Origin of the sequence: Yoonia maritima (assembly GCF_043641945.1) — a bacterium.
GTDB lineage: Bacteria > Pseudomonadota > Alphaproteobacteria > Rhodobacterales > Rhodobacteraceae > Yoonia > Yoonia maritima_B.
In genome coordinates, this window is record NZ_JBHZRX010000003.1 from 13,297 (window position 1) to 26,461 (window position 13,165).

General features: G+C 53.7%; 11 protein-coding genes. 8 read left to right on the forward strand and 3 right to left on the reverse strand.

The features are described from left to right. Window positions 1–355: 355 nt before the first annotated feature. Entirely contained in the window at window positions 356–616 is a 261-nt protein-coding gene (locus ACHUEV_RS06685; protein ID WP_394178289.1) for a DUF1963 domain-containing protein, read from the forward strand. A gap of 187 nt (window positions 617–803) precedes the next feature. Here ACHUEV_RS06685 and ACHUEV_RS06690 read toward each other — a convergent pair whose 3' ends face one another. The 3 genes from ACHUEV_RS06690 to ACHUEV_RS06700 are packed head-to-tail and all read right to left on the reverse strand — an operon-like array spanning window position 804 to window position 5,192. Further along, on the reverse strand, window positions 804–2,858 hold the full coding sequence (locus ACHUEV_RS06690) for an oxidoreductase (RefSeq protein WP_394178290.1): 2,055 nt from the start codon (window positions 2,856–2,858) through the stop codon (window positions 804–806). Between the two features lie 16 nt (window positions 2,859–2,874). Further along, on the reverse strand, window positions 2,875–3,927 hold the full coding sequence (locus ACHUEV_RS06695; protein ID WP_394178291.1) for a flavin reductase family protein: 1,053 nt from the start codon (window positions 3,925–3,927) through the stop codon (window positions 2,875–2,877). Then, window positions 3,924–5,192, reverse strand: a complete 1,269-nt coding sequence (locus ACHUEV_RS06700; RefSeq protein ID WP_394178292.1) for an aromatic ring-hydroxylating oxygenase subunit alpha — start codon at window positions 5,190–5,192, stop codon at window positions 3,924–3,926. The genes ACHUEV_RS06695 and ACHUEV_RS06700 overlap by 4 nt, the downstream gene beginning before the upstream one ends. 144 nt (window positions 5,193–5,336) lie before the next feature. On the opposite strand from ACHUEV_RS06700, the gene ACHUEV_RS06705 reads away from it, so the two are divergent. From ACHUEV_RS06705 to ACHUEV_RS06735, 7 genes are all read left to right on the forward strand, one after another. Next, the gene (locus tag ACHUEV_RS06705) at window positions 5,337–6,251 is read left to right on the forward strand and encodes a LysR substrate-binding domain-containing protein (RefSeq protein ID WP_394178293.1); all 915 of its coding nucleotides are present in this window, start codon (window positions 5,337–5,339) and stop codon (window positions 6,249–6,251) included. Between the two features lie 329 nt (window positions 6,252–6,580). Next, a complete protein-coding gene (locus ACHUEV_RS06710; protein ID WP_394178294.1) occupies window positions 6,581–7,135 on the forward strand; it encodes a Hint domain-containing protein in 555 nt (184 codons plus the stop codon). Beyond that, window positions 7,111–7,455 carry a Hint domain-containing protein gene (locus ACHUEV_RS06715; RefSeq protein WP_394178295.1) on the forward strand — a complete coding sequence of 115 codons (345 nt, stop codon included), beginning with the start codon at window positions 7,111–7,113 and terminating at the stop codon, window positions 7,453–7,455. The genes ACHUEV_RS06710 and ACHUEV_RS06715 overlap by 25 nt, the downstream gene beginning before the upstream one ends. Before the next feature lie 246 nt (window positions 7,456–7,701). After that, complete coding sequence (locus tag ACHUEV_RS06720) at window positions 7,702–9,126, forward strand: circularly permuted type 2 ATP-grasp protein (protein ID WP_394178296.1); 1,425 nt, start codon at window positions 7,702–7,704, stop codon at window positions 9,124–9,126. Between the two features lie 2 nt (window positions 9,127–9,128). Beyond that, a complete protein-coding gene (locus ACHUEV_RS06725) occupies window positions 9,129–10,070 on the forward strand; it encodes an alpha-E domain-containing protein (RefSeq protein ID WP_394178297.1) in 942 nt (313 codons plus the stop codon). Window positions 10,071–10,082: 12 nt separating this feature from the next. Beyond that, the gene (locus tag ACHUEV_RS06730; RefSeq protein ID WP_106359303.1) at window positions 10,083–10,880 is read left to right on the forward strand and encodes a transglutaminase family protein; all 798 of its coding nucleotides are present in this window, start codon (window positions 10,083–10,085) and stop codon (window positions 10,878–10,880) included. A 52-nt stretch (window positions 10,881–10,932) separates the two neighbouring features. Beyond that, window positions 10,933–11,667 (forward strand): proteasome-type protease, encoded by a 735-nt coding sequence (locus tag ACHUEV_RS06735; protein WP_394178298.1) that lies wholly within the window; start codon window positions 10,933–10,935, stop codon window positions 11,665–11,667. Window positions 11,668–13,165 lie beyond the last annotated feature (1,498 nt).

The window sequence follows — 13,165 nt, forward strand, 5'->3', positions numbered from 1 at the left end:
CCCTGAGCTGCCTTTCGACACTGGTCTGAGATGGTGTAGGCGCAGCCTGCATAGGGAATTTCAGACAATATCCAACTACATACAAAGGGCATGCTTCGGTTCTTTGCTGATATTGACAGTGAAATAATTTGGGGCAGCGGGTTTACCCCACCACGATGCGCCAGAAAACTTGCCCGCGAGCAACCACATGCCGGTGATTTGGGCTTTGCCCCCGTTTAGAAGATAACACTCCGTTCCGCGTTTATTGCCGATGGGTGATAGAGAGGCCTCAGATAGCCACATGGTCGCAGCGTGACGACATACCAGGTGATTACGCTTACAACTTCCCTACATAAAGCAGCGGTGGGATAGGATGATGAAAGAGATTGCGGATTTCAGCGCTGCGACACTCGCCTCTAAAGAGCCTAACCGTTTCTTGTGGCATTTCTTGTTGGGTGCTTATGATGGTAGGAAGAATGCAACAGGTGGCTATGGTATTCATCTTGCACAGTTCGCTTCCGATGGTGATATGGATTTTATGTCTTGCGATTGCGGCGTCATTGACTTTTCGATCAATCCCGAAAACTTGCGCGCCGGGCGACGGGATCGTGCATGGGCCGCAACAAAAGGCAACTAACATCCTGAAAACGTTCACCTTTAGTACGGCCTTAAAAGGGTCGTTGTGACGCTGCCAAATTCGCCGTTTTTGTAGGGGAATTCAATCAGTCAAAGGCCTTCAAATCAACACGAGTTTTTCAGCAGATTTAGCCCAATCCGACGCTTGCTGCAAAAGGCTCAAATTTCTGATTTTAATTTTGTCTTACCTAGACGGCAACAGTCAGCCGTAGCGCATCGTAAATTGCTGCGTGCGTGTTACGGGCGGACACGGCGTCTCCAATCCGGAAGAGTTGGAAGGAGCGCTCCGCATTGCGTACAGTAGTTTGCGGTCGCACGCTCAATAAGGCGTCGTGATCAACTGCACCGCCGTTTGACGAGTGTGGTCGTAGTTCGTGGTACAACTCGTCTAGCGGCGTCGTGCCGTAGTTCACCACAATCTGATCGTAATCGGCGTACGTGACCCTTTCGGAAAAGTCGGTGCCGATGGTTGCGCACAGCCGATTACCCTTCTTTTTCACGCCGCGCAGGCGTTTGGTGACCGTGAAGGTGATCTCATCACGCTGCAGACTTCGCATATAGGGAACGAGGTTCATCGCCATAACTTCGGGAGCGAAGGTGCGATCGGGGGTCATGATTTCTACGGTACAACCACCGGCCACGGCCATCTCGGCGGCCTGCAATCCGCTGTGGTCCCCAGCTTCGTCGTAGATCAGGACCGATCCGGCTGGCTTCACGTCGCCAGACAGGATGTCCCACGCGGAGATGACGTGATCAGGTTCATCCCCTTCATAGAGGGTCGTGTTCGCAATGCCGCCTGTGGCGACGATTACAACGTCCGGTGTCTCGGCCAGTATGTCCTCTGCCTCGGCGTAGATATTGAAGCGTAGTTTCACGCCTGCCGCCTCGCACTGGGCAACGCGCCAGTCGATGATTTGCATCATCTCTGCCCGACGCGGGGACCGCGCCGTCAAGAGAATCTGACCGCCCGCGCGGTCGCCCGCCTCAAACACAATGACTTCATGGCCTCGTGCACCAGCGACACGCGCCGCTTCCAATCCCGCCGGGCCAGCGCCGACCACGACGACCTTGCGGCGGTGGGCACTTGATGTAATCGTCTGTGGCATCGTCAACTCGCGACCTGTGGCAGCGTTGTGGATGCACAGTGCCTCTCCTCCCTGATAGATACGGTCGAGGCAGTAGTTCGCGCCGACGCAAGGCCGGATTTCATGCTCGCGCCCCTCTACAATTTTGCGGACGATATGGGGGTCGGCCATATGCGCCCGTGTCATGCCGACCATGTCCAGAAGCCCGGAAGAGATCGCGTGCCGGGCGGTGGCCACATCCTGAATCTTGGCCGCGTGAAAGGTCGGCATTCCGGTGGCGCGCCGCACTTCTCCCGCAAAGTCCAGATGCGGAGCCGAAGGCATACCTTGGATTGGAATGACATCTGTCATAGCAGGGTCGGTGTGGATGCGACCCCGGATAACATTCAGGAAATCGACCTGCCCGGTATCCCGCAACAACTTCGATATCTCTATCCCTTCTTCGGCCGTGATACCGCCTGCCTGCGCCTCGTCCGCAGTGTAACGAATGCCAACAATGAATTCCCGCCCGACGCGCTTTCGCACTGCCGTCAAAACGTCGGTGGTGAAACGAAGCCGGTTTTCAAGCGTGTCCGCGCCATAGGGACCGTCCAGTTTATTGGAAAGCGGCGACCAGAACTGGTCCATCAAGTGTCCGTAGGCCTGAATCTCGATCCCGTCCATGCCGCCAGCTTGCATGCGTTCGGCGGCGGTCGCATAGTCTTCGATCACGCGCTCGATGTCCCAGTCTTCCATCATCTTGGGGAATGCGCGGTGTGCCGGCTCCCGATGCGGCCCAGACGAGATTGAAGGCAGCCAGTCGCCCTTGTTCCAGCTCGTTCGCCGACCCAGATGCGTCAGTTGGATCATCGCCGCACACCCGTGTTCATGCAAGGCGTCCGTTAGCTCCCTGATCCAGGGGACGACCTCGTCGCGGTAGGCCAGAATGTTGTTGAAGACCGGCGGGCTGTCGCGCGACACGGCTGCCGACCCGGCTGTCATCGCAAGTGCCACGCCGCCTTTCGCGCGCTCTTCATGATAGGCGCGGTAACGGGCCTTGGGCATTCCGTCTTCGGGGTAGGCCGGTTCATGGCTTGTGGTCATAACACGGTTCTTGAGCGTCAAGTGCTTCAACTTATAAGGCTGCAGGAGTGGATCGGTAGAGGTCTGGTCTGTCATCGGGCACGCACTTTCTTCAGCAATCGAGGGTAATATCAGTCAGCGGACGGCTGACGCAGGGGAGAATAAAGCCGCGATCAATCTCGCGCTGACGGATACCGCCATCATGTGCCATCGTGACCTCGCCCGTGTGCTTAAACGTTTTACAAGTACCGCATATGCCGCGTGCACAGGACGACGGCAGCGGTAGACCGGCGGCTTTCACTGCCTCTAGGATCGTGCTGGTTTCGGCGCAGTCGAATGTCTGACCGCTTCGGGCAAATGTCACCGTCCGAATCTGAGTATCTGCGCCAGCCGTTGAGTCCGAAATCGGGGAAGAAAAGTCGAAGCATTCCTCGCCATAACGCTCAGCAGGCACTCCGACTTTTAGCGCGGCACTGCGCACCATTTCCATAAATGGTTGTGGGCCGCAGCATAGAACTGTGCGATCCACCAAATCGGGAATGGCGCGGGCCAACAGGTCTGAATCGGGGCGGCCGTTACCTGGGCTACGGGTCAGGATGGGCAAATGGGTCAGCCGTGGCATCCGACGCGACAGGTTCGTGATCTCCGCCTCGGCGATCAAGTCTGCGGATGTGGGGACGACCTGCACCAAGATGGCATCAAGATCGATACCTCTATCGGCCGCGGTGCGCAGGATCGATAGCATTGGGGTAATGCCGCTACCTGCCGCGATCAGCGCATAGTTCGCGCCGGGTAAATTCGCGGGACCAAAGCGCCCGGATGGGCCGAAAGCTTCGATTTCGGCGCCCGCGATCAGCGTTTTATGTAGGGCCCCTGAGCCGAGACCGACTTGCCGCTTCACCGAAATCTCTATCCCGCCGTCGCGTGCGGCGGATGATGTGATGGTGTAACACCTTTCGATCCACCCATCGGACGTATCAATGCGGAACGTCATGAACTGGCCCGGGTCGTGCTCGATCCGGCTTCCGTCCTTTGGAGTCAGCAAAAAGGTACGCGTGTCTGCTGACTCGTCCCACACGGCGCGACAAACCAGAACGCCCCACTTGTCCGGTGCGAACCGGCGACGGCGACGTGCGCGCCAGTCTGCTAAATCCACTTCCGTCATGCGCTGTATCCGTTCGCCTGCATCCGGGCGACGTACCAAGAGGCAAATTCGTCCAATGCGCGTTCGGTATACTGGGAATAAGGGCCGGGACGATAACCGGGTGACATGGCCCCTTGATGCGCAAGCGCCACGAGATGCGCATCCTCATTATTGGTGGAGGTCCAGACAGATGTGAGATTCGTCAGATCATAATCCTCGCCTTCGATAGCATCCGCATGGACCAGCCACTTGGTTCGCACCAACGTCCGACCCGGCCCGATTGGAACGGCTGTGGCAACAACCGCATGATCCGACATAACGTGGTTCCACGAATTGATACCCCAAAGGTGCACGTCGCCCATCCAAGGCTTGTCCGCTTGGCCCAACGGTATCTGAACAGCGGCGCGCGTGTCCGGCGTCTGGCTCTCGCCCAATCCTGCGATGATCAGCCGCTGAGTGCGGAAATTAGTCACCCAGCCGACAGTGTGTTCCACTGCAGCAAAGGACATATCCTCTTTGTGCCAGTACTCCTCGTAGCTGGCATAGGCATCCAAGAGGGCATTCGCCTCGGCGCGCTCGGTTTCAGTCAGGCCCTCGGGATCGTAACCGAAATCTGCGGCATGGAACGACAGGCTCAGCTGCGGATGGTTGGCCGCGCAGTGGTAGCATTCGCGGTTGTTCTCCATCGTCAGCTTCCAGTTCCCCTCTTCGATCACGTCCTGCTCGAAGGCAACCCTTGCGTTGCGCAGGTCGTAAATGCCAAGTCGCGGCTCCATGATCGCTGCCAGTTCTTCAATATCGGCGGGCGGATTGTCGGACAGGCAAACGTAAAGGAGACCGGCTACATCGCGCAGGGCAACTGGCTTAAGGTGATGAAGCGCGCGGTCGAAATCGAGACCCATGTGAGGGGCAAGCGCCAAAGCGCCATCCAGATCATATGTCCACTGGTGATATGGACAAACAAGCTTGCCCACGACCGAACGACCAGGCGGGACAAGACGCGCGCCCCTGTGTGAGCAGACGTTATGGAACGCGCGCAACTCATCGTCGTCGTCACGCACGATGATGATGGAGGCAAGCCCGATATCAAGAGCGATAACATCACCTGCTTCTGGGACATCGCAGGCAACGCCTACGGCGATCCAATGTCGACCAAAAATGACCTCGCAATCCGCTCGCCACACTGCGTCGGACGTATACAAGGGGGCGGGCAGACTGTGCCCAGGCTGGCGCGAAGCCAAAAGCTTACCGATGTCGTCGACGTGTGACGTCCCTGTATCCAGCATCCTTGAACCTCGCTAATACACTTCGCACCGCAATGGGGTGGGTCTAGCTGAACTGTGATCTTGACTACATTCTCTGACAACTGCACAAATTCACGCAAACCCATACGCTCAGGTTATCAAATTTACTGACATAGGTACCATGTTTTGGCGCAACAGATACGTCGCAGTGTTCCATCCCTGACCGCGCTCGTGGCGTTTGAGGCCGCGGGTCGGCACAAAAGTTTCACCAGCGCCGCCGCTGAACTTGGTGTGAGCCAAGCTGCGGTCAGTCGACAGATTTCGGCTCTCGAGGCTGATTTGGGCGTGGCCCTATTCATACGGGCCAACCGCCGCGTTCGCCTGACCAATGGCGGCGAGACTTTGCACGAAGCGGTGACAGGCGGGTTCGAAAAAATTACGGATGCCGTTGCCCAACTACGTACAGCGAATGTCGATCTCACTGTCAGCGTGTCGGTGGCGTTTGGGCATTTTCGCCTTCTGCCAATCCTATCTTCGTTTCGTTCCACGGCGCCAAAGGTCGGATTACGGGTCATTTCTGAAGATGACTGGCGTGCTCCGCATGACCGCACGATTGACATTGCGATCCGTTACGGTCGTCCACCCTTCGCGGGAATGTCAATTGTAGGGTCCCTGACCGAAACTGTGGTGCCAGCGTGCGCGCCAGACGTCGCTGAAACGCTCCGTGACCTCTCAATCGAGGAGCTGGTGCGCCAGACAAATGTGGCACTGATCGAAAGCTATGCGCCAGAACCGAGCTGGCTCAACTGGTCCCAATGGTTATCGCTCAGCGGTTGGACCGGCGGTCCCGTCCATCCCGGCCTGAACTTCACTAACTACTCAGATGCGACATATGCGGCCATGGCTGGGCAAGGGGTTATCCTCGGCTGGACCGGCCTATTAGATCGGCCCTTTGCCGATGGCCGGTTGGTTGCGCTGGACCTGCCCAAACTTGAGCCGGAAGAACGACACTATGTGCTCGTCCCAGAGCGCCGGAAACCATCATCTGCCGTTGATGCATTCACACGATGGTTTAGTGAGGGAGCATTCCGGTCGAAGTAACCTACATGCAAAGCGCCGATTCAAAATATCGGGACCGGGCGCCGTAATTCATAAAAAGCCGACATTTAGTTGCGCGTTCAGAGCGGCAACAACGTCCCGCTTACCGGACCTTGGCACAGCATTCAGCGTATGTCTGCTTTGATTGATGAAGACGCCCTGCCCCAGCCCCTTCAATCGAAACACGGGCCCATTGAATTCACTGGCATCCCGGTTTCAAAATTGAGGCAACGTCACAAATTCGTGCCACAGGGGCAAGCAAGGGAACGGCAATATGTGCACTTTATACACTTTGTTCAAAAGCTTTATCGGATCGGAATTAGGCTAATCTATTGCATGACCGGATTCGTACGTATCTACTGACGAAACCGGCCATAGGCGTAATACAGGCCGCCATCGATGCGTCTGCCGATACGGATCGCGACGGCATCAAGGATGTCGTGGGTGACGTGGTTGGTTTCGACGCCAACGACGCCGATATCGACGGCGCGGGCAACTTTACGCTGGCTGACACTGATAATGACGTTGTCCTAAATGGTTCTGAAGCTGTCCCTCTCGTCAACGATTTAGATTATCGCGATATGACCTGTTTCACACAGGGCACGCTGATCAAGACTATATCCGGCGAAGTGCCCATCGAGGAGCTCGAGCAAGGAGATTTAGTGCTGACAGCCGATGCTGGTTATCAGCCGCTGCGCTGGATAGGGCGCAAAGAGGTTTCGGCCTCCCGCCTCGACAAACAACCCAATCTGCGTCCCGTCTGCATTAGTAAAGGTGCACTTGGCACAGACATGCCATCTACTGATCTAGTGGTTTCTCCCCAACACCGCGTCTCTTGGTGCGCTCAAGGATTTCGCAGCGAATGTTCGGAGACACTGAAATACTAGTAGCCGCCAAGTTCCTCGAGGCACTCGACGGGGTGTCAATTAGTGAGAAGAAAGATGGCGTCGAATATTTCCACTTACTTTTCGACCGGCATCAAGTTGTCTATTCAAACGGAGCTTGGACTGAGAGCCTCTATACTGGACCGGAGGCCCTTAAAGCGGTTAGTAGTGAGGCCCGCAAAGAAATCCTGACGCTTTTTCCTGAACTTTTCGATATGCACTACCAAACGCCCGCTTGCCGTCAATTGACGAATGGACGCAAGGGCCGCAAGTTGGCACAACGGCACCAGAAGAACAGTGTCGCATTAGTCGAATGCGTGTAGAGTTGTTGGAGGTGGTTGCTTTTCCCGAGTGCCAACCGATGACTGACATAAGCCGCGTCTAGTTTCACTAGCGTTCTTGCGGTTCGCCGCGAAATTCCAGTCTGTCATGATCACTCGGAGTACACACACGCGAACAACGCATTCTAGAAGTGCAATATCCAGTCACTTCGCATTATTTGGTATATCTAACTTAGGCCATTTCAGTATTCGTGTTGCAGATTGGTATGAAGGCGGTACGCTAGAGTTATGGATAGTAAAAAACACTTTGATGAAATGCTTTTGGCTGAGGACGGCGTCAGGCAGCCCTATCAAAAGTATCAAGAGTGGTTTTCAAACGAAGACCCTAATCGGCTCATAAAGAAATCGAAAGAGGCCGAAGCTTTTTTCAGGCGTACTGGTATTACCTTTAACGTCTATGGACAGGCGGCAGCGCAAGAACGGCTGATACCATTTGACCTGATCCCACGGATCATTTCGAACCGAGAATGGTCGCGCCTTTCTAAGGGTATTGAGCAGCGTGTCAGAGCGATCAACGCATTTTTGCATGACATTTATAATCGCCAAGAAATCTTGCGGGCTGGCATCATCCCTGTCGATTTGGTTGCGCGCAATGCGGCATTTCTTCCGCAAATGATGGGTTTCACACCGCCGGGTGGCGTGTACACCCACATTGTTGGCACCGATATTGTTCGGACTGGCGAAGACGACTTTTTCGTATTGGAAGATAATGCGCGAACCCCATCGGGCGTGTCTTACATGTTAGAAAACCGTGAAACGATGTTGCAGATGTTCCCAGAGCTGTTCACCCAAAACAGGGTTCAGCCGGTTAGTAATTATCCAAAGAACCTGCGTCGTTCGCTTGCCGCGTCGGCACCAGCGAATTGCGAAGATAAGCCGACGGTCGCGATCTTGACCCCGGGCATTCACAATTCAGCGTATTTCGAACATTCATTTTTGGCCGATCAAATGGGTGTCGAACTGGTTGAAGGTCACGATCTACGCGTTGTTGACGGCCATATCGCGATGCGTACCACGCGCGGCTATAAGGTCATTGATGTTCTTTATCGACGTGTCGATGACGAATATCTTGATCCGCTGAACTTCAACCCGGAATCGATGTTGGGCGTGCCGGGAATAATGGACGTCTATCGTGCGGGTAACATCACCATCGCAAATGCGCCGGGAACGGGGATTGCTGATGACAAGGCAATCTATTCCTACATGCCCGACATTGTAGCCTTCTATACAGGCGAACAGGCCATCCTTAAGAACGTTCAAACTTGGCGCTGTTCTGAGCTGGATTCTCTCAAGTATGTGCTTGATAATCTGTCAGATCTGGTCGTCAAAGAGGTCCACGGCTCGGGCGGATACGGCATGCTCGTCGGGCCGGCGGCAAGCAAGCGCGAGATTGCATCGTTTGCAGCTAAACTGCGCAAGAATCCCGACAACTACATTGCGCAACCTACCTTGTCATTGTCGACCGTCCCAATCTTCGCAAAGAAGGGACTCGCGCCTCGACATGTTGACCTGCGTCCTTTCGTTCTTGTGTCGACTAACAGCATCGATATCACACCCGGTGGTTTGACACGCGTCGCCCTGAAAGAAGGGTCATTGGTGGTTAACTCAAGCCAAGGCGGCGGCACAAAAGACACTTGGGTTTTGGAGGACTAGGCATGCTTGGAAAAACAGCTGGCGGCCTTTATTGGATGCTCCGCTTTCTTGAACGCTGTGAGAACACAGCACGTCTGATTGAAGCAGGGTTTCGTATTGCGTTGACCCGATCAAATGACGCCGAAAACGAATGGAAATCAGTGGTTACCACGGTGGGTGTTCAACCGGGTTATGAAGCCAAATACGATGGGTACCACGCGACCAACGTTGTTGACTATTTGCTGCGTGATCCCAGCAACCCGTCGAGCGTGATTTCAACCGCAGAAAAAGCACGGACAAACGCGCGTATGGTCCGCACCGCGTTAACAACCGAAGTTTGGGAAGCGGTCAACGAGAACTGGATGTCGTTGAAGGCGATTATGGCACGACCCGTCGCTGAAACTGACCTGCCCGCCGTTCTTGCGGAAATCCGCAAACACAGCGCGTTAGTGCGCGGTGCGCTGCACGGAACAATGCTACGAAACGACATCTATGATTTTGCCCAGATTGGGACGGCGTTAGAACGGGCGGACAACACAGCGCGTATTATCGATGTGAAATACTACACGCTGTTGCCATCCGCGAGCTTTGTGGGCTCACCACTTGATAACGTCCAATGGGAAACGATCTTGCGGTCAGTTTCGGCGCATCGGTCTTTCCGCTGGCTTAACCAAGGTGACATGACCTCTTCAAATATCGCGGACTTCTTGATCTTGGACGCACGCTTTCCTCGGTCATTATCCTTCTCAAGTCGGATCGTTGAAGAAAACCTTGAGTTTCTTGCCAAAGACTATGGGTTTCGCATGCCTTGCCACGACATGATCGATGTTCAACGTAATAAACTGCGCAACCACGACATTTCGTCAATCTTTGAGGAAGGGCTACACAATTTCATTACCGATTTCATCCGGGACAATAATGCGATCGGGGCTCAAATCGAACAAGACTACAGGTTCAATGAATAGTCAGGTGGTGGCATGAAACTGAAGATTACACACAGCACACAGTACGAATATGATGAACCTGTCAAATACGCGCTTCAGCAGGTTCGACTAACGCCTGCTTCAGATCCAAACCAGACAGTCCTCAACTGGAAAATTGATATCGAGGGCGGCTCTAAAGAGCTCGCATTCTGTGATCAATACGGAAACGAGACGCTCTTGGTCCAAGCTAAACCAGGGACCAGCCAAGTAGTAATCAATGTCTCGGGCGAGATTGAGACCCATTCATCTGACGGCATCTACGGCAAACGATATGGGGTTGCACCATTATGGCATTTCGTAACCCCTACCCCCCGAACAATGGCTGGCCCGGGTATACACAAGCTATCGAAGATTGTGGATGCTGATGGGGATACGCTTAGTAGCCTGCACACCCTTTCTCGGGCGATTTTGGAGGCAGTGCCCTACAATATGAACCCAACTTCGGCAGGCACAACAGCAGAAGAGGCACTGAACGCAAAAGGCGGCGTTTGTCAGGATCACGCGCAGATATTCATATCTGCCGCCCGACATGCGGGCATCCCGGCCCGCTATATCAGCGGCTACCTTTTGATGGATGACCGTGTTGATCAAGACGCAAGCCACGCATGGGCCGAAGCCCATGTGCCTGATCTGGGCTGGGTCGGTTTCGATGTCTCAAACGGCATTTCACCCGACGAAAGATATGTTCGCATCGCTGTTGGTTGTGATTCACTCGATGCTGCCCCAACGTCGGGGATGCGTTTAGGTCAAGCGGCTGAATCCATGATTGTGTCGCTTCAAATTCAGCAATAAATATACTCCATTGCGGTTAGCATCTGTCACCGCGGAAATTTGGAACTGAGAAATGACCTACTGTGTTGGCCTAAAACTAAACGATGGCCTTGTGTTTATGTCGGACACCCGCACGAATGCGGGTCTTGATAACTTCTCAGTAACTAAGAAGATGTTCACTTGGAGTGTTCCGGGAGAACGGGCCATTACGATCATGACCGCCGGCAACTTGGCAACGACACAGGCGCTGGTCAGCGTTCTAGAAGAGCGATCAAAAGCACCTTCTGATCGGAACCCAACGATCCTAGAACAGCCAACTATGTTTCAAGTCGCACGGCTTGTTGGCTCAACGTTGAAAGAGGTCATCGCCGAAAGCGGAGGCGACGGTCAAGACGCAAGCTCTGCCTTCCGGGCATCTGTCATCTTGGGCGGTCAGATCAAAGGCGGCGCACCGACACTCTTCCTGATATATCCAGAAGGCAACTTCATCGAAGTCACCGATGACGCGCCATTCTTTCAAATCGGTGAAACGAAGTATGGCAAACCAATCCTAGTGCGGGCCTATGACCCCGACATGAGCTTTGACGACGCCATCCGACTGCTACTCGTGTCATTCGATTCCACGATCAAAGCAAATTTGTCGGTCGGGCTGCCAATCGATTTTCACACTTACAAGCTCGACAGTTTTGAAGCCTCCGAGCAATCCCGTATTGAAGTTGACGACCCATACTTTCTATCCATCTCCGAAGGCTGGGGCGAGGCACTTCGCGCTGCCTTGGGACATCTTCCCAGTTTTCGTTCAAAGTAGTTTGTTTTCAAGCCGATAACCGTGGAATCGACCTGATCATCGTTATTCAAGAATATGCTCACCTAACAATGGTAATACTCGAAAAGCTTCACTAATAGTGACTGCGAACACTGCTCGAGACAGTAGACGGGAAATGAAATTAGCCAATCCGCCGCATTCTAGGACTGCAAGACACAACCTCATACTTGAACAGTTCATTGAGCCAAACAACGTGGTTTTACATGCGATACCCGCCCACACTTGGAACACTCCTGCCCCAAACAAAACTTTCTTCACTGATTTCTTCAAGTAAGTCTACTGACTTTTGGTCGTGCCCTATGGCCGCTTTCGCACCATCGAACAACTTGAGATTGAAGTTTAACTGTCTTCCCAAAAATCAGATAGCGCATCATGTAACGGTCGCGCTGCGAAGTCACCTATCCAGTCTTCTTGATCGTCTCGTGATCAAATTACGAACCCTTTTGTTTGATCCATTATGATATGTGAGGTCAGCATTGCAGGCAGTAAACACTGCCTTTTCTAAAGAAATACCTGCTAGTCTAGATACACAGTCAAAACTGGGATGCTTTTCGAACGGCAGGTCTTTGCTGCACAATCAATATGGATACTCAGCGTAGCGAAAGCATCTTCTCAGGCATGCTTGCATGAGCGATGTAATCGGCCAGCACCGGACCTTGGGCAGAATGGTCAAGGCTACGGTGCAGCTTGCAAAAACGGATGGTGTCGAAAGCTCATGCTCCACGCGGCGTCACAATGCGCCATACTGCCGTTGTCTATCACTGCTAGGAAAGGAGCTACCCAATGCAAGTTACAACAGTCGGCATCCATCTGGCCAAACATGTTTTTCAGGTCCATGGGATTACCTAAGGTGGGGAGGTTTCTTCAATCGAGCAATCAGGCGCGCCCAGCTTATGCAATTCTTCAGCAATCTAGAACCTTGTCTAATTGGCATGACCGTGTGGATCCATGGGCCATTGGCCTGCTTGAACGAAAACCAGCTCGACTGGCAACTGTGGCAATGGCGAACACCACCGCACGAATAATCTGGGACACTCTGTTGTCCGATAAGCCGTTTGAGACTTGGTCGCGGAAACCATCAAGGCCAGAAGCCACGTATGCTGCGCAAAAAGGCAGAACATACGTCTGCTTCTGACCAGTGCAGAATTACGTCAAAAATATCTTGCTATGCAGGAGCTATCCACACATGCCATTGGAGATACAGTGCCGAATTTAGTCTGGCCGGATGGCGGCTATCCGGACAAACCCGCTGTTCACTGCGCCTTCACCAAGCCCCTATTCTGATACCAGCAAGTATCGCAGTTAAAGTATCGCTCACATTCGTCGCCGCTGCACAAGCAGTTGATCAAATCGATTATCGGAAGATTTGGAAGTGGTCGTCAACATGCATGCCAAACAATACAATCTATGGAGTTATCGGTGGCCAAGTACTCCGTGCAACACGACTACTAAACATCAACAAGACGATCATTATGGACAG